The sequence below is a fragment of the Aliiroseovarius sp. S253 genome (assembly GCF_049800855.1).
Classification (GTDB): Bacteria; Pseudomonadota; Alphaproteobacteria; order Rhodobacterales; family Rhodobacteraceae; genus Aliiroseovarius.
Genome location: NZ_JBNAFW010000001.1, coordinates 1,313,202 through 1,334,579, shown reverse-complemented (window position 1 = coordinate 1,334,579; position 21,378 = coordinate 1,313,202). Strand labels below are relative to the sequence as shown.

18 protein-coding genes are annotated in these 21,378 nt (G+C 57.2%); 11 read left to right on the top strand and 7 right to left on the bottom strand.

Features of this window, described 5'->3' with window-relative positions:
• Positions 1–44: 44 nt before the first annotated feature.
• Genes ACP15F_RS06610 through ACP15F_RS06600 form a run of 3 tightly spaced genes read left to right on the top strand, consistent with a single transcriptional unit; the run spans position 45 to position 2,657 of the window.
• On the top strand, positions 45–1,151 hold the full coding sequence (locus ACP15F_RS06610) for a UDP-3-O-(3-hydroxymyristoyl)glucosamine N-acyltransferase (RefSeq protein WP_424940026.1): 1,107 nt from the start codon (positions 45–47) through the stop codon (positions 1,149–1,151).
• 27 nt (positions 1,152–1,178) lie between these two features.
• Positions 1,179–1,445 carry an acyl carrier protein gene (locus ACP15F_RS06605; RefSeq protein WP_424940025.1) on the top strand — a complete coding sequence of 89 codons (267 nt, stop codon included), beginning with the start codon at positions 1,179–1,181 and terminating at the stop codon, positions 1,443–1,445.
• A gap of 3 nt (positions 1,446–1,448) precedes the next feature.
• A complete protein-coding gene (locus ACP15F_RS06600) occupies positions 1,449–2,657 on the top strand; it encodes a beta-ketoacyl-[acyl-carrier-protein] synthase family protein (protein ID WP_424940024.1) in 1,209 nt (402 codons plus the stop codon).
• A 72-nt stretch (positions 2,658–2,729) separates the two neighbouring features.
• Here the strand turns inward: ACP15F_RS06600 and ACP15F_RS06595 are convergent, their stop codons facing one another.
• Positions 2,730–3,359, bottom strand: a complete 630-nt coding sequence (locus ACP15F_RS06595; protein ID WP_424940023.1) for an invasion associated locus B family protein — start codon at positions 3,357–3,359, stop codon at positions 2,730–2,732.
• A 534-nt stretch (positions 3,360–3,893) separates the two neighbouring features.
• Here ACP15F_RS06595 and ACP15F_RS06590 point away from each other — a divergent pair.
• Positions 3,894–5,438, top strand: coding sequence for a helicase HerA-like domain-containing protein (locus ACP15F_RS06590; RefSeq protein ID WP_424940022.1), 1,545 nt, complete (start codon positions 3,894–3,896; stop codon positions 5,436–5,438).
• 26 nt (positions 5,439–5,464) lie between these two features.
• On the opposite strand, the gene ACP15F_RS06585 is transcribed toward ACP15F_RS06590, so the two are convergent.
• From ACP15F_RS06585 to ACP15F_RS06560, 6 genes are all read right to left on the bottom strand, one after another.
• Positions 5,465–5,818: a hypothetical protein gene (locus ACP15F_RS06585; protein ID WP_424940021.1), complete on the bottom strand. Its 354-nt coding sequence runs from the start codon at positions 5,816–5,818 to the stop codon at positions 5,465–5,467.
• A gap of 98 nt (positions 5,819–5,916) precedes the next feature.
• Positions 5,917–7,191 carry an HlyC/CorC family transporter gene (locus ACP15F_RS06580; protein ID WP_424940020.1) on the bottom strand — a complete coding sequence of 425 codons (1,275 nt, stop codon included), beginning with the start codon at positions 7,189–7,191 and terminating at the stop codon, positions 5,917–5,919.
• 145 nt (positions 7,192–7,336) lie between these two features.
• Positions 7,337–8,518, bottom strand: a complete 1,182-nt coding sequence (locus ACP15F_RS06575) for an ammonium transporter (protein WP_424940019.1) — start codon at positions 8,516–8,518, stop codon at positions 7,337–7,339.
• Between the two features lie 171 nt (positions 8,519–8,689).
• The gene (locus tag ACP15F_RS06570; RefSeq protein WP_424940018.1) at positions 8,690–9,175 is read right to left on the bottom strand and encodes a CinA family protein; all 486 of its coding nucleotides are present in this window, start codon (positions 9,173–9,175) and stop codon (positions 8,690–8,692) included.
• Positions 9,172–9,672, bottom strand: coding sequence for a phosphatidylglycerophosphatase A family protein (locus tag ACP15F_RS06565; RefSeq protein ID WP_424940017.1), 501 nt, complete (start codon positions 9,670–9,672; stop codon positions 9,172–9,174). Before ACP15F_RS06565 ends, ACP15F_RS06570 begins: the two co-directional genes overlap by 4 nt.
• Position 9,673: 1 nt before the next feature.
• Complete coding sequence (locus ACP15F_RS06560) at positions 9,674–10,828, bottom strand: bifunctional 2-C-methyl-D-erythritol 4-phosphate cytidylyltransferase/2-C-methyl-D-erythritol 2,4-cyclodiphosphate synthase (RefSeq protein WP_424940016.1); 1,155 nt, start codon at positions 10,826–10,828, stop codon at positions 9,674–9,676.
• A 166-nt stretch (positions 10,829–10,994) separates the two neighbouring features.
• Between ACP15F_RS06560 and dusB the strand changes: the two genes are divergently transcribed.
• The 7 genes from dusB to ACP15F_RS06525 all read left to right on the top strand — a co-directional run bounded on the left by dusB (position 10,995) and on the right by ACP15F_RS06525 (position 21,339).
• Positions 10,995–11,975: a tRNA dihydrouridine synthase DusB gene (gene dusB / locus ACP15F_RS06555; protein ID WP_424940015.1), complete on the top strand. Its 981-nt coding sequence runs from the start codon at positions 10,995–10,997 to the stop codon at positions 11,973–11,975.
• Positions 11,972–13,060, top strand: coding sequence for a two-component system sensor histidine kinase NtrB (locus ACP15F_RS06550; protein WP_424940014.1), 1,089 nt, complete (start codon positions 11,972–11,974; stop codon positions 13,058–13,060). Before dusB ends, ACP15F_RS06550 begins: the two co-directional genes overlap by 4 nt.
• A gap of 11 nt (positions 13,061–13,071) precedes the next feature.
• Entirely contained in the window at positions 13,072–14,472 is a 1,401-nt protein-coding gene (locus ACP15F_RS06545) for a response regulator (protein ID WP_424940013.1), read from the top strand.
• Between the two features lie 85 nt (positions 14,473–14,557).
• The gene (locus tag ACP15F_RS06540) at positions 14,558–16,852 is read left to right on the top strand and encodes an ATP-binding protein (protein WP_424940012.1); all 2,295 of its coding nucleotides are present in this window, start codon (positions 14,558–14,560) and stop codon (positions 16,850–16,852) included.
• Positions 16,849–18,273 (top strand): sigma-54-dependent transcriptional regulator, encoded by a 1,425-nt coding sequence (locus ACP15F_RS06535; protein WP_424940011.1) that lies wholly within the window; start codon positions 16,849–16,851, stop codon positions 18,271–18,273. Before ACP15F_RS06540 ends, ACP15F_RS06535 begins: the two co-directional genes overlap by 4 nt.
• A gap of 141 nt (positions 18,274–18,414) precedes the next feature.
• Positions 18,415–19,791: a Trk system potassium transporter TrkA gene (gene trkA, locus ACP15F_RS06530; RefSeq protein ID WP_424940010.1), complete on the top strand. Its 1,377-nt coding sequence runs from the start codon at positions 18,415–18,417 to the stop codon at positions 19,789–19,791.
• A 9-nt stretch (positions 19,792–19,800) separates the two neighbouring features.
• Positions 19,801–21,339: a TrkH family potassium uptake protein gene (locus ACP15F_RS06525; RefSeq protein ID WP_424940009.1), complete on the top strand. Its 1,539-nt coding sequence runs from the start codon at positions 19,801–19,803 to the stop codon at positions 21,337–21,339.
• Positions 21,340–21,378: the final 39 nt, after the last annotated feature.

Sequence of the window (21,378 nt, the reverse complement as noted above, 5' to 3'; positions counted from 1 at the left end):
CGGTGTTCGGGCGCAGAGGCCCGGCACCATCAAAGGAGCGATGAATGACTTTCACCCTTTCCGAGATTGCCGCCGCATTGGGGGCCGAATTCCAAGGCGATGGGAACATTGCGTTGTCTGGGGCAGCTGAACCGCAGGATGCCCGCGCGGATCAACTCGCATTGGCAATGGATCCGAAATACGCGGACGGAATCGCCGAAGGTCAGGCGCGCGCGGCTTTGTTGTGGGATGGGGCTGATTGGAAGGCACTTGGTCTGGACGGTGCGATCTGCATGTCGCGCGGTAAAACCGCAATGCCACTTCTGACACGCGCATTAGATCCCGGGCTAGGGATCGCGCCGGGCATTCACCCAAGCGCAGTAGTAGATGACAGCGCCGAGATCGGAGAGGGCGCGCGCATTGGCCCGCTGGCCGTTATTGGTGCAGATGTGAAAATCGGCGCGAATGCGCAGGTCGGCGCTCATGCTTCGATCGGGTATGGCACCGTGATCGGCAACGATCTGATCCTGCATCCCGGCGCGCGTATCGCGCATCTCTGTATCATCGGGGATCGCTATACAGGTCAGTCAAACTCGGTTGTGGGTGGCGATGGGTTCTCCTTTGTTACGCTGGACAAGGAAAGCGCAGTCGAAAGTCTGCGGGGCGGCATGGCCGAAGGTGAAACGGCCGGGGCTGTTGAGGGAAGTGCCCATTGGGCGCGTGTCCATTCTTTGGGCGGTGTCGAGATCGGGGATGATGTAGAGCTTGGCGCAAGTTCGACCATTGACCGGGGCACCATCCGTGCTACCCGGATCGGACGCGGCACCAAAATCGACTGTCAGGTTCAGGTGGGTCACAACGCTGAAGTCGGCGAAGATGTCATGATGTGCGGCAATGTCGGCGTCTCGGGATCGGCTAAGATCGGCAATCGCGTTGTTCTGGGCGGCAAGGTCGGCGTCAGCGACAATATCTTTATCGGGGATGACGTAATCGCCGGTGGCGGCACCAACATTTACACCAACGTTCCTGCCGGGCGTGCGGTGCTGGGCAGCCCAGCCGTGAAGATCGAAACCGAGATGGCCATCCGTCGTGAATTGCGTCGTCTGCCACGTTTGGCCGATACGCTACGTGAGCTTCAAAAAACAGTTACAAAACTGGTGGACAAGGGCTAGAAATTCGCCAACGCGAAAGGGGACCACATGTCTGAAACCATTCAGAACCGCGTCATCGCAATCATCGCCGAACAGGCTGTTTTGGAGCCGGGGGATGTCAGCCTCGATCAAACTCTGGAAGATCTGGGCATTGACAGCCTTGGTCTTGTCGAAAGCATCTTCGCGATTGAAGAAGCCTTCGACATTTCAGTGCCGTTCAACGCCAACGATCCATCGGAAAGCGATTTCGACATTTCGTCAGTCGCTGCCATCATTCGTGCGGTCGAAGGGCTGGTCGCGGATCAAGCTGCCTAACCCATGAAACGCATTGTCATCACCGGCCAAGGCACGATCAACGCGCTTGGCCGTAACGTTCCTGAAACGCTTGAAGCGATGCGCGAGGGACGGTGCGGGATCTCGGATCTCGAATTTCAGGATGTGGAACGCCTGTCGATCCGCATCGGTGCGCAAGTCAAAGGCTATGAACCGGAAGAGACATTCAACCGCCAGCAGATTGCGCTTTATGACCGGTTTACCCAGTTCACACTAATTGCTGCGCGCGAAGCGATCAGCCAGTCTGGTCTGGTCTTTTCGGGCGAGCTTGCCACACGGTCTGGTGTCGTTCTGGGCACCTCAGGCGGTGGGATGAACACGCTGGATGAGAACTATCGATCGGTCTATGAGGACGGCAAAAATCGGGTGCATCCGTTTGTTGTGCCCAAGCTGATGAACAACGCAGCCGCCAGCCATGTGTCGATGGAATGGAACCTGAAGGGGCCAAGCTTCACCGTCGCGACGGCCTGCGCTAGCTCTAACCATGCGATGGGGCAGGCGATGCAGATGATCCGGACCGGTATGGCGGATGTGATGATCACCGGCGGGTCCGAGGCGATGCTGTGCTTTGGCGGGATCAAGGCTTGGGAAGGTCTGCGCGTGATGTCCAAAGACGCCTGCCGTCCGTTCTCGGCCAATCGAAACGGGATGGTTCAGGGTGAAGGTTCAGCGGTCTTTGTGTTTGAAGAATACGAACACGCCCATGCGCGCGGGGCCGAAATTCTGGCTGAAGTAGTGGGCTTTGCCATGACCTCGGACGCGGCGGACATCGTGATGCCATCCAAACAGGGGGCGTCGCGTGCCATTGCGGGCGCGATGCGAGACGCCCGTATGAACCCGGAAGAGGTCACTTATATCAACGCCCATGGCACGGGCACTGCGGCCAATGACAAGACGGAATGTTCGGCGGTCGCGGATGCGTTTGGGCATCACGCGGATGAGCTGATGATTTCGTCCACCAAATCAATGCACGGCCATCTGATCGGAGGCACCGGCGCGGTCGAACTTTTGGCTTGTATCATGGCGCTGCGAGACGGGGTGATTGCACCTACGATCGGCTATGAAGAGCCGGATCCTGAATGTGCGCTGGATGTGGTGCCCAATGTGGCGCGGGATGTGAAAGTCGGGGCAGTTTTGTCTAATGCGTTTGCCTTTGGCGGGCTAAACGCGGTGTTGGCTTTGCGGGCGCACTGACGGGATTTTTATTATGACAGCAACGAAAAACGCCGCCCAATGGGCGGCGTTTTGTCAATCTGTATCCGGTTCTTACTGAGAAGCAGCGGCAGCCTGAGGTGCGGTCAGTTCGTCATATGCAGCGGTGAAGCCAGACAGCGACATGCTCAGGTTTACGCGCTGATCGGGCGCTGCGGCGGGAACGATCGATACCGTGGCCTTCGCGCCTCTTTTGAAGCCAGTGATTTCTTCTGAGGTAAAGCCGATATTAGCCACACATCCCAACGGTGCACAGAAGCGGAAGGGATAGCGACGGCCTTGCGAGCCATCCACCGAAACGGTCAGCTGTTGGGTCAAAAGTGTTTCCAGTGGAACAACGACAGTTGCGCCTGCTGCGGCCTGACCACCAGCGGGCAGTTTGCCCAGCGAGATCTCGGCGACTGCATTGCCCGTTTCATCTTTCAGAAGCTGATACATCTGGCACGGGTTCTCACCTTGGCCTTCAGGAAGAGTAATACACTTGCGTTCCCAGTCCCCGACAACCTTTTCAACATAGGTTTGGCCTGGCTGACGGGTGTTATCAACGGGTTCGCCCATATCTACCTTAGGCTCAGCGGCCGGAGTCTCTTCCGTAGTTGCTTCCGAATTTTCCTGTGCCATGGCAGCAGTTCCCAGCGAAAGGGCAGCCACCAGCGAGAGGGATTTGATCAGCTCGATTTTCATGATCTTTCCTTGTTTCGAAATCAAATTTTGTTGGGGATGGAATATCATGGAGCAGAGGGGGTGTCAGGTGGAAATGCACCCTATTGGCACGAAATGGTCGACCAGCAACTCGGGGTGGCGGCAGACCGCCGATTGGCGGCCTAATCACGGGGTTCAGAACCACAAAGAACGTCGCCTATCTCACACCAAAAAAGAAAGAGACCCGCAAGCGCGGATCTCTTTCGAATGTCTCTCCCTGCCGGACTGACCGGCTTATGGGTGTGACGCTATGTCACTTAATTGGAGCGGTCAAGCCACATTTTGGTGTGTTTTTGACAATAGCCAGACTTTTCGGGTCGAGGGGTGTAAATTCGGGCTAAACCCCGCAACATATTGAACATGATAAAAAAACCGCGCCCGAAGGCGCGGCAGTCTGACAGGGAGGAAGTCTTCCCAGCCCCGAAAGGTCACTGGGAATGATTAGAGTATGGCCTGTAGTGGTTAATTTAGTATTGTCACGGTCAGGACGATTTCAAACGCCGGGAGACAGGCAAAATGGACGGTACGATTTTCATTGGTGGCGGTGGCGAGACTTACGGCGAAAAACAAGGGCTTTTGTTGAAATATGCCAACCGCCATGGTCTTGTGGCCGGGGCCACGGGCACTGGTAAGACCGTAACGCTGCAGATCATGGCCGAAAGCTTTGCGGCTCAGGGCGTGCCAGTGTTTCTGTCCGATGTAAAAGGCGACCTTTCTGGGCTGGCCAAGGCAGGGAGCGAAGGTTTCAAACTTCACGAGGCTTTCACCTCGCGGGCCGAGAAAATTGGGTTTCAGGAGTACAGCTATAAATCGTTCCCCGTCACCTTCTGGGATCTATACGGCGACCAAGGCCATCCGATCCGGACGACGGTCTCGGAAATGGGGCCGCTGCTTCTGGCGCGGCTTCTAGAGCTGACTGACGCGCAAGAGGGAGTGCTGAACATTGCGTTCCGTGTGGCCGATGAACAGGGACTTGGTCTTCTTGACCTGAAGGACCTGCAGGCGCTTCTGGTGTGGGTCGGCGAGAACGCCAAGGACCTGTCGCTGCGCTATGGCAATGTCTCGACTTCGTCTGTCGGAGCAATCCAACGTGCGCTTTTGGTTTTGGAGAATCAAGGCGGTCACAAGCTGTTCGGCGAACCCGCGTTGGAGCTGTCGGACATCATGCGCACCGACACGGATGGGCGTGGGCGGATTTCGATCCTCGCCTCTGACAAGCTAATGGGCGCACCGCGTTTGTACGCGACTTTCCTGCTGTGGCTGTTGTCAGAGCTTTTCGAGGAACTGCCCGAGGTCGGCGACCCCGACAAACCCAAACTGGTCTTCTTCTTTGATGAGGCGCATCTGCTGTTTGACGACGCGCCCAAGGCTTTGGTCGACAAGGTTGAACAAGTTGCGCGCCTGATCCGTTCGAAGGGTGTTGGCGTCTATTTCGTCACGCAGAACCCGGCAGATGTCCCCGAGGACATTCTGGGCCAGCTTGGCAACCGCGTGCAGCACGCCCTGCGCGCGTTTACCGCCAAGGATCGTCGCGCATTGAAGCAAGCGGCTGAAACCTATCGTGATAATCCACGTTTCTCGACCGAAGACGCCATCCGTGAGGTCGGTGTGGGCGAGGCCGTGACCTCGTTCCTGGAATCAAAAGGCGCGCCCAGCGTAGTGGAACGCACATTGATCCGCCCACCGTCGTCGCAACTAGGCCCGATTGAAAGCGGCGAGCGTAAGGCGTTCATAGACGCCTCTCCGATTGCCGGGAAGTACGAGACACTACAGGATCGCGAAAGCGCCTATGAGGTGTTGACCAAACGGGCAGCGGACGCCGCGAAAGCGGCAGAAGAGGCCGAGCGCCTAGAGGAAGAAGCCGAAAGCATTGCCGAACGTGAATACCGCGCCGGACGTCGTTATTCTGGCAGCAAAGTCGGGCGGTCTACCTCGCGCAGCAAGTCATCCTCAGGCGGGTTTGGAAAGGCCGTAACCGATGTCGTGCTGAAAGAGCTGAAAGGCACCACAGGCAAACGCATCGTGCGCGGCATTTTGGGATCGTTGTTCAAAGGGCGCTGAACAGCGCCCTTTGTCGACACGCTACGTTACAGGATGGTGTAGGTTATCTGTGATCCGTCTTCACGGGTAATCGTGACCTGATCCCCGACTATTTCATAATCTTGGCATTGGGTACCCTTCCACTTCTCAGGTACCGAGATCGTTCGGCAGTACTTTCCATCGCGGTGTTCCCATGTGCCCATCGTCCCGTCATTTCCTGTCAGACGACCGTCTTTGTGGGAAGTGAAACGCAAATCCTTATAGGCTAATGTCTTTCCTGCAAGGGGGTATCCGGACTGCGGCGAATCTTGCATTTTCATCGCACTGGTCGAACCACTACTTGTCATTTGACACGCTGTCAGGGCAAAAACGGCACACGAAGCCAGAATAAGAACTCTCATTATTACGCTCCTTCTGAATATTGAAATAATTTCTCAGAATAGCATATTTTGTTGACTAAATCTAACCGACATCCATTCAGTGTCGTCCGACGCGGAGCTTAGAGCGGCCGGATTTTCAGCTGCTCGATCCGGTTTCCGTCGCGTTTCACCACTTCAAACCGGAAGCCATGGAAGCTGAACACTTGTCCCTCATTGGGGATCATTTGCGCTTCGTGGATGACCAGCCCGGCGATGGTGTTGGCCTCGTCATCCGGCAGGTTCCAATCCTTTGCGCGGTTCAGGTCGCGAATGGTGACACCACCCTCCACCATGAAACTGCCATCGCTTTGCGATTTGATTTCGTGTTCGGTCTGGACGTCGAACTCGTCGGTGATCTCGCCCACGATTTCTTCCAGAATGTCTTCCAACGTGATCAGACCCTCGAGCGAGCCATATTCATCCACGACCAGCGCAAAATGCGTGTGGCGCTTTAGAAACTCGCGCATCTGATCGTCCAGCGTGGTCGTTTCGGGAATGAAGTAAGGTTCCATCGCCACCTGAAGCACGTCGAATTCTTCGATCACTTTGCCTTCACGCTGGAAAGCATACATCGAGCGCGACAGGTCTTTGGCGTGGATGACACCGATGATGTTTTCAGGTTCATCACGATAGACGGGCAGGCGTGTGTGGCGCGATTCTAGGATCTGTTCCAGCACCTCAACGGCGGGTGCGTCGGCATCGATCATCTCGATCTGGCTGCGGTGAAGCATGATTTCCTCGACCGCGCGATCACCAAGATCCAGTGCGCCCAATAGGCGGTCGCGGTCTTCTTTTTCCACCGCACCTTCCGAGTGGCCCAGCGCGATTGCGCCCATGATTTCCTCGCGGACGGCAAGGATCTGGCTGTCCGGATCGGTTTCCACACCAAACAGGCGCAGCACGCCACGCGTAATCATGCGCACGGCAGATACGATTGGCGCGAAGACCAGAATGATCAGTGCAATCGGACCCGAAGCGCGCGAAGCCGCCATTTCGGGGCGGGTGATCGCGTAGGTTTTCGGCAGTACCTCGGCGAAAATCAGGACCAACAGGGTCATGACAAGGGTGGCCAGCGCCACGCCACTGTCGCCAAACAGGCGCGTGAACAGCGCGGTCGCCAGCGAGGTCGCCAAGATGTTCACAAGGTTGTTGCCCAATAGGACCGAGCCGATCAGACGTTCATTGTCTTCTGTGATGTTCAGGGCCCGATCAGCACCCCGATCGCCTTTGTCAGCCCGCGAGCGTAGTTTGCCGCGTGACGCGGCTGTCAATGCGGTTTCCGAGCCCGAGAAGAAGGCCGACAACACCAAAAGCCCGGCTATCGCCGCGCAGCTGATCCAAAATCCGGTGTCCATACCCACTTCCATCAAATACTCCATTGTTCTGCACAATCTTATGGGCACTTGCAGCAATGCTTTCAAGAGAGCGACACAGGCAAGAGCAAAAAGGAAAAGGCGAAAGCTTGCGCCTCCGCCTTTTCCCGCGCCGTGAGTGGGCGTTTTATGAGGTGATGTCGTAGGCGCGTTCGCCGTGGGCGGACAGGTCCAGCCCGTTGACTTCGCTTTCCAGATCGACGCGCAGAGGGGTGATGGCGGCGGTCACTTTGATCAGCACATAGGTGACAACAAAAGTGAAGATGCCGACAATGATCAACGCACCGAACTGAGCCACAAAGCTGCCCTGTCCGAAGACCGCGATCATGATCGTGCCGAAGATGCCGCCAACGCCGTGAACCGCGAAGACGTCCAGCGTGTCGTCGATCTGCAGCTTGTTACGGATGAAGTTTACCGCTTCCTGACACAGGACACCTGCAACGGCGCCGATGATCAGGGCTGCGATGGGACCGACAAAACCGGATGCCGGCGTGATCGAGGCAAGACCCGCAATGGTGCCGGTGACGATGCCGACAAGGCTGGCCTTGCCGTACTTGATCTTTTCATAAAGCGCCCAGCTAAGCGAAGCTGTGGCGGCCGAGATATGGGTGACGGTGATCGCCATCGCTGCGCCACCGTCTGCGGCCAGTTGCGAGCCACCATTGAAGCCGAACCAGCCGACCCAAAGCATAGCGGCGCCCACAAAGACCATCCACGGAGCGTGAGGCGGGGTGGTGCGGTGCTTGCGCGGGCCAAGGGCAACGGCGATCATCAGGGCTGCGATGCCTGCGGTTTCGTGAACCACGATGCCGCCTGCGAAGTCGCGGGTGCCGATCTCGCCAAAGATGCCGCCATCCGCCAATGCGCCTCCGCCCCAGATCCAGTGGACCACGGGTGCGTAACACAAAAGCATCCACAGCGACGAAAACGTCAGGACAAAGCCAAAGCCTACGCGTTCCACATAGGCGCCGACGATCAGCGCGGGTGTGATGATGGCAAAGGTCATTTGGAAGGCAAAGAACAGAACCTCGGGCAGGGTGCCCGACAGGCTGTCAGCGGTGACGCCTGACAGGAACGCCTTGTCCAGCGAGCCGAACCAGCCATGCGAGGCGTCGCCAAACGCGATCGTATACCCAAAGGCCAGCCACAAGATGCTCATAAGACAAGCGATAGCGTAGACATGCATGAAGACGCTGAGCACATTGCGCGCCCGTACAAGGCCGCCATAGAACAGCGCCAATCCCGGCAGTGACATGAACAGCACCAATGCTGTTGCTACGATGATCCAGGCGGTATCTGCGCCGTTCATAATCCCCTCCTTGGGTTTTAAAGCTTTGAAGAGGGGTGTGATTGATTATCCAGCGCAAAGCACCCAGAACGCGCAATTCTGACGTGGAGGTGGGGGCAAAAACAAAGACTGCTTAATTATTAGGCGGGATGCCTAGGGCGATGCGCTAAGATTGCGCGCGTTGAAAACAAATTAGGCCTGAGCCGATTTTGCTTCTGCCCCTTGTGTAAGCAGCTCCAAGGCGCGTTTGGCCGCGGCGTCTCGCACCTTGTCCCGACCGATCGCGCCAAATTCTCGCGTTTCGACATGGACTATGTTGTCATAGACAAGACCGAAACAGACGCGGCCTTCGGGTTTGTGTTCAGACCCGCCGGGGCCTGCAATTCCCGTGATCGAGACTGTAATGTCAGCGCCCGACCGGGACAGCGCACCTTGCGCCATCTCAGCAGCCACTTGCTCGGATACAGCGCCAAACGTCTCTAAACTGGTCGTCGTGACGCCCAACATGTCCTGCTTGGCTGCATTGGAATAGGTGATAAAGCCGCGATCAAACACGTCCGAGCTGCCCGGAACCTCGGTCAGCCATGCGCCGACCATACCGCCAGTGCAGCTTTCTGCGGTGGCAAGCTTCAGGCCATGTGCGCGACAGAGGTCAAGAAGGGCGGCGGCTTTGCTCATGCCATCAGCCCGTGGGAAGCGTATGCAGTAATGATCACTACGATCGCAGCAGCGACACCCGCCCAGACATCATCCATCATGACGCCCGTGGCGTCACCACGCCGGTCCGCTTTGCCAATCGGACCCCATTTGGTGATGTCAAACAGACGGAAAGCCAAGAAAGCGACGATCCAGCCTGGATAGAGCGCCAGAATGTCCGCGCCCATCATCCGCGCGCCAAACGACACAGGGAAGAGCGCGATCCACATGCCGACAACCTCGTCGATCACTACTTCAGACGGGTCGTGATCAGACTTCCCAGCTGTATAGGCTTCGGTCGCTTTCACGCCGATCAGATAGGCCAGAATGGTGGCGCCGGTCAGGGCGACCGGGCCACCGATCTGATGCAAAAGCCACGCGGCGGGCAGTGCGGCCAGACTGCCCCAAGTACCGGGGGCAGGGCGCATCAGGCCCGAATAGAAGAAAGTGGCGATCAGCTTGGCGGTCGAAGGGGTCATGTTAGGCTCCGATCAGGGTTGCCGTGGCCATCGAGGCGATGCCCTCGGACCGGCCGGTAAAGCCAAGGCGTTCGCTGGTGGTAGCTTTTACGCTGATCCGGTCCACGGCCAATCCCATGATGTCTGACAGGGCTTCGCGCATCGCCAGCGCATGTGGTCCGATCTTTGGCTGCTCGCAAATCAAGGTCACATCTACATTCGAAATCCGATAGCCACGCGTTGCCGCCAATTCGACCGCATGACGCAGGAAAATGTCGCTGGCCGCGCCCTTCCACTGCGGGTCCGAAGGCGGGAAATGCTGGCCGATATCGCCGTCTGCAAGCGCGCCGTAAATTGCGTCGGTCAGGGCATGCATGCCTACGTCCGCATCCGAATGTCCCTTCAGCTTGCGGTCATGCGGGATCTTAACCCCGCAGAGGATCACGTGATCCCCGTCTTCAAACGCATGCACGTCGTAACCGCTGCCTACCCGAATATCCATCCGGCTCTCCTTGTCCTTAACTTGGCGCTGCGCGAGCAGCCGCTCGGCCCGAGCAAAATCGCCGGGTGTAGTGATTTTCAGGTTCTGTTCATCGCCGTCAACGATTGTGACGTCCAACCCTGCGGCGCGGGCTACCTCGACGTCATCAGCTGCGCCGCCCTCATGTGCTTTGTGTGCGCTCAGAATGTCGTCAAACCGAAAGCCTTGAGGTGTCTGCGCGCGAAACAAATCCGCACGATCCTGAGTGCCCGAAACTTTACCATCTTCTCCGCGCCAAAGGGCATCTGTGACCTGAAGAGCAGGGGCCGCGCCCGGCGTGAGGTCAAGCGCGGAGATCACATCGTGGATCACCTGATCCGAGACCAAAGGTCGCGCAACATCATGGATCAACACATAGGCCGGTGCGTCTGAACGAAGCGCTTCGAGACCGGCATATACGCTGGCATCTCGCGTGGCCCCGCCGTGGACCAAAGTAACGCCCTCGATCGGATCGGCAAATCCGTGATCATCCGGGTGAATCACCAGAATGATCTGCGAGACTTCGGGATGCGCTTGAAACACGCGCACCGTATGAGCTGCGACGCTGTTTCCGGAAATCTGGTGCCACTGCTTCGGCACTTCGCCACCCGCGCGCGTTCCGCGCCCGGCGGCCACGATGATGGCTGCTGTCGTCATACAAGTTGTTTAGGCTGTGCTTAGAGGAAGGACAACTCTGCAGTCTGCGCCCATAAAACTGCCTAAAAAATGTGCAGAATGTAAATCCGATGCTCGAATACTCCGCGAATTGTTGATATATTTCGGGCTGTCAGCCCTAACTATCCGCAGTGCACAAGGAATAAGCATGTCTCTTTCCGTCGGACCCCTTCAATTGGAAACGCCTGTGATTCTAGCCCCGATGGCTGGGATCACTGATTTGCCGTTTCGCAATCTGGTCGCCTCGTTCGGGGCGGGCCTTGTGGTGTCCGAAATGGTCGCCAGTCAAGAGATGGTGCAGGCCAAGCCCGGTGTTCGTGAACGGGCTGAGCTGGGGTTCGGGCTGGAGAAGACTTCGGTCCAGTTGGCGGCGCGGGATGTTTATTGGGCGGGCGAGGCGGCGCGTATGGTCGAACAGAACGGCGCACGGCTGATCGACATCAACATGGGCTGCCCGGCACGCAAAGTGGTCGGCGGCATGTCTGGCTCGGCGTTGATGCGTGATCTAGACCATGCCTTGCGTCTGATCGAAGCGATCGTTGGCGCGGTCAGTATACCTGTCACGCTGAAAACACGGTTGGGCTGGGATGAGAACAGCCTGAATGCTCCCGAGTTAGCGCGGCTGGCCGAAGGGGCAGGCATTCAACTGATTACGATCCACGGGCGCACGCGCTGTCAGTTTTACAAGGGCGCGGCCAATTGGGCCGCGATCCGACCGGTGAAAGAGGCTGTGTCGATCCCCGTCATCGCAAATGGCGATATCGTCGATAGTGCCACCGCCCGCAAAGCTCTGACACAAAGCGGAGCAGATGGGGTGATGATCGGGCGCGGTTCTGGTGGACGCCCTTGGTTGCTGGCGCAGGTGGCGCATGACCTCTATGGCACGCCAGCCCCGGTTATTCCGATCGGAGAGGCATTGGCAAAGCTGGTTGCAGACCATTATCGCGCCAGCCTTGAGTTCTACGGCCCCGATCTGGGCGCGCGTGTTATCCGTAAGCATCTGGGCTGGTATATGGATGACGCCAAATCGGACCCGGATTTGCGACGGCAGATCCTGTCGTCACGCGACCCGCGACACGTGATTGACCTTTTACCCCAAGCGCTTAGTCCTGAAAGGAAGGCCGCATGACCCGCGATGATCGCATTTGGTCCGTCTTGCCCGTGCCAGGGCTTGAGGTTGACGACAAAGGACTTGTGCTTCGCGTGAACGGCGCTGCCGAGAGCTTTTTGAACCTGTCCGAACGGCGATTGATTGGAAGGCATCCCAATGTGACGCTTGGGTTTTCACTGGACTTTGACGAGCTGCTAAACCGCGTTCGTCAAAGCAAGAACGCGCTTTATGTGGATGGTGTGGACATGCGACTGTCTGACGGCACGACGCGCGATGTCAACTTGCACATCGCGCCTTTGCCTGAAGAGCCTGAGGCGCCGGCAGAGTATATCGTAATCCTGCAGCCACGTGGTGGATCTGAAGCGCTAGGGCAAGTGCAAGGTACGAAAGCCGCAGCACGACAGGCCATTGGCATGGCCGAAATGTTGGCACATGAAATCAAGAACCCGCTGGCGGGGATCTCGGGTGCAGCGCAGCTTCTATCGATGTCATTGCCACCCGAAGATCAGGAAATGACCGATCTGATCGTTGCCGAGACCCGCCGTGTCGTCGCGCTTCTTGATCAGGTGGAACGCTTTGGTGATCTGCGCCCCCCTGAAAGACAGCCAACGAACATCCATGATCTTCTTGATCGTGCCTGGGCAACAGCACAGCTGGGCTACGCCACTGGGATGGATGTTACTAAGCTCTATGACCCGTCTTTGCCTGAGGTTTTTGTGGATGCGGATCAGATCCAGCAAGTCTTTCTGAACCTTATTAAGAACGCCTCGGAAGCATCTGGTAATACTGGTAATATCACGCTGAGAACATTCTATGACAGCGGATTGCGCGTGCCTTTGCCCAACGGCGATCAAGCGCATCTACCTATTCAGGTCGAGGTCATTGACGATGGCCCCGGTCTTCCACCGGATATCTCTGACAGTGTCTTTGATCCATTTGTTTCTGGCCGCGAAAACGGTACCGGTCTGGGCTTGGCCTTGGTCTCGAAGATTATCACGGATCATGGCGCTCTGATTTCTGTCAACTCTGTGCCCGGACGTACGGTGTTTCGGATCAGCCTGCCGGTGATGAAACCCCCTCAACCCTCAAGTCGTAAACCCTAAGGAGTCCTGAGATGGATGGAACAGTTCTGGTGGCCGATGATGATCGTACGATCCGCACGGTTCTGACACAGGCACTGACCCGCGCGGGGTGCCGTGTTCACGCAACGGGATCGATGCAAACCCTTATGAAATGGGTGGAAGAGGGGCGCGGAGATGTCGTGATCTCGGATGTGGTCATGCCCGATGGCAATGGGCTTGAGGCCCTGCCGCGTATCCTGAAGCTGCGTCCGGATCTGCCGGTGATCGTGATCTCGGCACAGAACACGATCATGACGGCCATTCAGGCCGCCGAAGCGGACGCCTTTGACTATCTGCCCAAGCCCTTCGACTTACCAGAGCTGATGAAGCGAACCGCGCGCGCGCTCGAGCGCAAACGTGTTCGGTCTTCTGAGCCTGACCAACCTCAGGTGCGGACGGGGAGGGATGTGGATGATCTTCCCTTGGTAGGCCATAGCGCAGCGATGCAAGAATTGTATCGTCTCGTTGCGCGGGTTTTGAACGTCGACTTACCGGTTTTGATCACCGGGGAAAGCGGGGTCGGGAAGTCTTTAATCGCGCGGGCATTGCATGATTTCTCGGATCGGGGAAGCGCACCGTTCATTATTGCTTCGCCGGATGATCTAAGCCACACCGACGCTGTTCAAACGCTTTTGGCGCGCGCCCGGGATGGGGTTATCTTGTTTGACGGGATCCAAGATTTGGACGATGCGTCGCAGGGACGTTTGGCGCGTGTTTTGGATGCAGTGGCGGAAAACAATACACGCGTTCTGTCTATCTCTCAGGGGGAACTGGGAAGCGCAGCTGCCGACGGGCGGTTCCGTTCGGATTTGTACTATCGGCTAGCTGGGATCGTGATTCCGGTACCCCCGCTCAGGGACCGGATCGAAGATATCGTCGGTCTGGCAGAGCATTTCCTGGGCCGTGCTGCGCAGGACGGGTTGGCCAAGCGACATCTTCCGGATAATGCGGCGGCCGTTCTGCGTGCATATCCTTGGCCCGGAAATGTGCGCGAGCTGGAAAACCTTGTTAGCCGTCTGGCGGTGACCGGAATTGACGAGGTTATCTCACCGGAAGAAGTTGAGACTGCTCTGGGTGGCACCGGTGTTCAGTCGGTCAATGCACCATCGGGGGCAGGTGCGGTTGGGCAGGATATTGCCGATGCGCGCTTGGCGGATACGATCGCTCAGCATTTGCAGCGATATTTTGACCTGCATGGCGGCGCGCTGCCTCCAACTGGCTTGTATCAACGTATTTTGCGCGAGATGGAGCTTCCGTTGATAGAAATCGCCTTGGATGCGACCGGAGGAAATCAGGCCAGATGTGCGGATCTACTGGGCATCAACCGCAATACCTTGCGCAAAAAGATCACCGAGCTCGGAATAGAGGTGACACGCCGTCGCCAGTTGATGTAAAAGAGCAACATAGCGTGACATTCGGGCACAAGATCCGAGTCATATTGGCGGCAACTGTCTGCGTGAGGCTGCGGACAGAGATTTTATGAGGGCGAGCACAGTGGCGCAGCGCGCGGTGCGGAAGTCGAATTACGAGCGTTATCTGTCCATGCGCCGCTGGCGCAAGTACAGCTCTTACGGCGCATTTGGAATGATCGTGTTCGGGCCAATTCTGGCCGTGACCACGTTTTTGGTGCTCGGCCCCTTTGCGCAGGGTGCAGACAGCAACGCGCTTCGGCTGATCATCTTAGCAGACATCGTATATGTGATCCTGGTCGCTGGATTTGTTCTGGCGGGTGTCAGTCGTATGATTGTTGCGCGGCGCAAGGAAAGTGCGGGATCTCGACTGCACCTGCGCCTGACCGGCGTTTTTGCCGTCATCGCCCTTAGCCCAACAATCCTTGTCGCCATTTTCGCAATGCTTACCCTGAATATGGGCCTTGAAGGTTGGTTCTCGGAACGTGTGCGGACCGTGGTTGGTAACTCTCGTGCAGCAGCCGAGGCTTACAAAGAGGAAAGCCGCGACGGACTTATACAGGATGCGCGCGCAATGGCCGCCTTTCTTGAACTGCAACGCCAGACCCAGATATTGTTGACAGATGCCGAGGTCGGTCAGTTCTTGAAGCAAGCACAAGAACGCATTCAGCGCGGTCTGCGCGAGGCATATGTTATATCAGGTGATGGTTCGATCCGCGTACGCGGCACACGGTCGTATCTGTTTGATTATGAAGAACCTACACCCGAACAGTTCGCACAGGCAGAGGCTGGTGAAGCCGTTGTGATCGAGGATTGGTCCATCAACGAGTTCCGCGTTCTGATCCGCTTGAAGGACTTTACGGACCACTACATCCTGCTGACCCGTGATGTGAACGGCGACATCCTTGATCTGGTGGACGAAACGCAAGAGGCCGCGCGGGTTTATAGCCAGCTTGAATCGCAACGCGGCCAACGTCTGTTTCAGTTTGGACTGATTTATCTGGGTTTTGCCGCCATCTTGATCCTTGCAGCGATCTGGATGGGAATGTGGTTTGCCGAACGTCTGTCGCGCCCCGTGGGGCGTCTGGCCAGTGCGGCCCAGCGTGTTGGAGCAGGGGATTTGGATGTACGTGTCATCGAGGAAGAAGGCGATGACGAGATCTCTATGCTTGGGCGGTATTTCAACCAAATGACGGGCCGCCTGAAGGGCCAACGCGATCGCTTGCTTGAGAATACCGAACAGATTGAGCGTCGTAGGCGTCTGTTTGACAGTGTGCTCAGCTCGGTTACCGGCGGCGTTATTGGCTTGAATGCCGGTGGACAGGTGACGTTCCTCAACCGTGCTGCCGAGCTTTTGCTGGATGTGCAGGATGAAAACGACCAGGAACACGAGCTGTCGCTGGTCGTGCCCGAGTTTCAGCCCCTTCTTGATGCGGTTTCGCAAGGTCAGCCTAGTGCCCAGCAAGAAATGCGTCTGACGCGCAATGGCAAGCAAGAGAACCTGTTGGTTCGAATTGCCACAAGACGGAACGATGAAGGCGGTCTTGAAGGCTACGTAGTTGCCTTTGATGATGTGACCGATCTGGTGTCGGCCCAGCGGATGGCCGCGTGGGGCGACGTGGCGCGTCGTATTGCGCACGAAATCAAGAACCCTCTGACCCCAATCCAGCTGTCAGCTGAGCGGATTAAGCGGAAGTTCTCGCGTGTGGATGGCGTCGATGTAGAGGCGTTGGAGCAATACACCGACGTGATTGTACGTCAGACCAACGATCTGCGCCGGATTGTGGACGAGTTCTCGAAATTCGCACGGATGCCCGAGCCAGAGCGGCGTGAGACCGATCTGACCAAACTGCTGCGGGACATTCTTCTGTTGCAAGAAACCGGGCAGGAAAATGTACGGTTCAGTTCGCAAATTCTGGACCACCCGGTTTTGATTGAGATCGACCAGACCATGATTGGTCAGGCATTGACTAATCTCATTAAGAATGCCGGGGAAGCCATTGAAACACTTTATGAAAGCGAAAAGCCAGACGGGCATGAGCCAGAGATACAGGTCAAAATGATGGAAGCAGATGGTGGTATTTGCATCACCGTAGCCGACAACGGCATTGGTCTGCCTGAGGATCGTGCAAGACTGTTTGAACCCTATGTGACGACGCGGGAAAAAGGCACCGGTTTGGGCCTGCCGATCGTCAAGAAGATCATCGAAGAACATGGCGGGCGTCTGACGCTGGAAGATGCGCCCGTTTTTGAACGTGAAATAGAAAACGGCGGCGCACATTTTGGCGCCATGGCCCGTATCTTCCTGCCTTTTGGCAGCGCAGAACGCCGGTCCAAAGCCGCAATGACAGGAGCAGCGACATGAGCGATATTCTGATTGTTGATGACGAACGGGACATCCGTGAACTCATATCTGATATTTTGGAAGATGAAGGTTTTACGACTCGATTGGCCGGCACCTCGGACGAGGCAGTCGAGCAAGTCAAAGCCGAACTTCCAGCCCTGATGATCTTAGACATCTGGCTGAAGGACAGCGCCATGGACGGGATCGACATCCTGAAGATGGTTAAGCGCGAACATCCAGAGGTTCCTGTGGTGATCATCTCGGGTCATGGGAACATCGAGATTGCCGTGGCAGCGATCAAGCAGGGGGCCTACGACTTTATCGAAAAGCCCTTCAACATTGATCAGTTGATGGTTGTGATCACACGGGCGATGGAAACCAGTCGCCTTCGCCGCGAGAACACCGAGCTTAAGCGTCGTGATAGCCTGCCATCTGAGATGGTTGGTCAAAGTTCGGCTTTCAAAGTATTGAAATCTAACTTGGAAAAGGTCACGAAGTCCAACGGCCGTGTAATGTTGACCGGTCCTGCTGGGGTCGGCAAGGAACTGGCGGCACGCTTCATCCATGCCAACTCTGATCGGGCTTCGTCGCCTATGGTCGTTGTCAATTCCGCCTCGATCGAAGCAGACCGCATGGAAGAGGTTCTGTTCGGACGCGAAAGCGAAGACCGCGGGATCGAACCGGGACTGCTGGAAGAAGCCAGTGGCGGCGTCGTTTATTTCGACGAGGTCGCTGACATGCCGATCGGTACGCAATCCAAGATCCTGCGCGTGCTTGTAGATCAAAGGTTCCAGCGAGTTGGCGGAGCGGACAAGGTCTCGGTTGATTTGCGGGTAGTGTCATCCACCAGCCGCGATCTTCAGGCTGAAATTGCTGCCGGAAATTTCCGGGAAGAACTGTTTCACCGCTTGAACGTCGTGCCGATTGCGGTACCGCCCTTGGACGAGCGCCGTGAGGATATTCCCGAGCTGGCCGAACACTTCATTTCGATGTTCAACTCCGAGCAGGGCTTGCCACTGCGTGAGTTGGCCGAGGATGCTCAGGCAATGCTGCAAACGATGCAGTGGCCGGGCAACGTGCGGCAGCTGAAGAATGTGGTCGAGCGGGTTCTGATCCTAGGCGATGGAACCGATCCAATCGCAGCCGCCGAGCTTCCGGGACAAGAAGCCGCCGCCGAGGATGCTTCCGATCAAGCTGTCGTTGTGTCCGGTGCCCTAGCAATGATGCCCTTGCGCGAAGCGCGTGAGGCCTTCGAGCGGGAGTATTTGCTGACCCAAATCAATCGCTTCGGGGGCAACATCTCGCGCACTGCAAATTTCGTAGGGATGGAGCGATCAGCACTGCATAGAAAGCTGAAATCATTGGGCGTCGTGACCGGTTCCAAGGCCGGCGCTCGTATGGCCTATGTCGCCGGCGAAGAGGAAGAAGCCGCCGAGGCGTGATTGATATTTGGCGTGCGCGGTCACAGGGCGAACCATTGACCCTGCCGCGCCCATCTGCCATCCCTTCGACAGAATTACGCACGTCACGTGCGGTCGAAACGGATCCTGTTATTCAACAGGACGCGTTCCAAGGAGAGCCGGATGAAGGTTATCATTTGCGGTGCAGGGCAGGTGGGGTGGCAAATCGCCCGCCACCTTTCAAGCGAAAAGAACGATGTGACCGTGGTGGATAACAACCCCGAACTGGTGGCGCGGGCGACCGATACGCTGGATGTTCAGGGGATTGCGGGGCATGCCTCGCACCCGGATGTACTGGACCGTGCCAATGCGCGGGATGCCGACATGATCATCGCCGCTACTTATTCGGACGAGGTGAACATGGTCACCTGTCAGGTGGCGCATTCGGTATTCTCGATCCCACGCAAAATCGCACGCCTTCGGTCGCAAAGCTATTTGGATGCGATCTATGCAGATCTCTATCGCCGGGATCACCTGCCGATTGATGTAGTCATCAGTCCCGAGCGCGAGGTCGCCGAGGCGGTTCTGAAGCGCATTCAGGCACCGTCTGCCTTCGATATTGAAAGCTTTATGGGTGGCAAGGTGCAGCTATTGGGGATTCAACTGGGTGATGAATGCCCGGTCCTGAACACCCCTTTGCGCCAGTTGACGGATCTGTTCTCTACGCTCAGCGCCATTGTTGTCGGAGTACGCCGAGACAAGGGGTTGTTCGCGCCCGAGCCGGGGGACCAGCTGTTCGCAGGTGACCAGATCTATGTGTTCACACGCAGTGAGGATGTGAATCGCACGTTGGAAGTCTTCGGCAAATCCACCAAGCGGCAGGAACGTGTGGTGATCCTTGGAGGTGGTAATGTGGGGCTCGCCGTTGCCCGCGAGCTTGAGACCCGGACCGACCGCATCCGTGCCAAAGTGATCGAACTGAACCGAGATGTGGCTGAGCGCGCAGCCGACACGCTGGAGCGTACGGTGGTATTGCATGGCGATGGGATGAACCGCGAGTTGATGAAAGAGGCAGGCGTGCCGCGCGCTGATGCCATTTTGGCTGTCACGGATGATGACAAGGTGAACCTTTTGTCCTCGGTTCGGGCGAAGGCGGAAGGCTGCGCCATGTCCATTGCGCTGGTCAATGATCCGTCGCTTGTTGGCCTAATGGATCCTCTGAACATCGATGCATATATCAACCCACGCACGCAGACGGTGAGCTCGATCCTGCGCCATATCCGGCACGGCAAGGTACGTGAGGTCTATTCGCTGGGCGACGCCGAAGCTGAAGTGATCGAGGCACAAGTTCTGTCGACTTCGCCCATCGCAGGCAAAGCGATCCGGGACGTGGACTTCCCCGAGGGGGTGCTGGTTGGCGCGGTGATGAAAGGCGAAACCGTCATGAAGCCCACGGGTAAGACGCGCATCGATGAAGGCGATGTGGTGACACTGTTCTGCATGGCCGCCGACGTACCCGAAGTAGAGCGTCTGTTGCAGGTCTCGATCGACTTCTTCTAAGGCGTGGCCATGCTGACCCAGATCACCAAACTGCCGCTTCTTGTAATCCTGATGGGGATCAGCGTGCTGGCAATGCTGTTGCCCGCAGGCTTTGCGTGGACTGCGGCAGAATACTACGAGGGCCGTGTGTTCCTGTACGGAGCTCTGCTTTTTGGATTTCTGACGTTCTTTCTGGCCATTGCGATGGCGGATCGCCCCAGATCCACCCGGCATCGTCGACACCTGATGGCGTTGTTGGGCCTCTTTGTTTTGTTGCCAATAATGCTGGCTGTTCCGTTTCATCAGGCCCTGCGCACTACCACCTTCCTGAATGCCTATGTCGAAATGGTCTCGGCCCTGACAACCACCGGGCTGACGCTGTTTCCAGACCCAGACCGCCTTCCGAAATCTCTGCACCTTTGGCGCGCCTTGGTTGGCTGGATGGGAGGTTTTTTCATCTGGGTCGGGGCGATTGCCATTCTGGCCCCAATGGCGCTTGGTGGCTTCGAAGTGCGCACCCGGTTTGGGGCGCGGGGGTCTGCGCTGGATACACGACTGGGGGCAGGGCACAGCCAGATTACGCGGGTGGCCGATTTCTCGGACCGGATCAGAACCTATGGTGTTCGGTTGCTACCCATTTATACCGGCCTGACAACCGCGTTATGGATCGGTCTGGTCGTCGCTGGCGAAACGCCCTTTGTCGGCCTAGTCCACGCGATGTCCACCTTAGCGACCAGCGGAATTTCCCCAGTTGGCGGCGTGTCAGGCGGCGTTGCCGGCTTTGGCGGAGAAGTCATGATCGCAGTATTCCTAGCCTTTGCCATATCGCGCCAGACCTTCGCCAGCGATATGCAGCACAGCGAAACCCCATCGCTTTGGCGCGATCCCGAGATCCGTTTGGCGTCGGTGCTCGTTGTGTCTCTGACCGGGTTTCTGTTCCTTCGACACTGGATCGGGGCCTATGAAGTTGATGAAGAGCTGAATTTGGTTGCGGGGCTGACGTCTCTGTGGGGATCGTTCTTCACCGTCTTGTCCTTCCTCACGACCGCAGGGTTTGAAAGCCAAGCGTGGGAGGCAAGCCGAAACTGGTCGGGACTTGAAACGCCCGGTCTGTTGTTGATGGGGCTTGCCCTGATCGGGGGTGGCGTTGCCACGACTGCTGGTGGGGCCAAGCTGATGCGCGTTTATGCGCTTTACCTGCACGGATTGCGCGAAATGGAGAAGCTGGTCCATCCAAGTTCAATCGGTGGTGCAGGAACCGAGGCGCGCCACCTGCGTGGGCGCGGTGCTTATATGGCGTGGGTTTTCTTCATGCTTATGGCGCTGTCGGTCGCGCTGATCATGGCGCTGTTTGCCCTGACGGGACAGGATTTTGAAAGCGCGATGATCTTGACCATTGCCAGCCTGACGACAACCGGGCCGGTCGTCGAAGTGGCGGTCGCAGAGCCTTTGTCGGTTGTCGACCTCAGCGACCCGGCAAAGTTGGTGTTGGCCGGTGCCATGATCCTTGGCCGATTGGAAACGCTGGCGATTATCGCGCTACTTAGCCCAGAGATTTGGCGCCGTTGACGAAATGGCAACAGGCCCGTTCCGTTTCGCCTGTTGTTT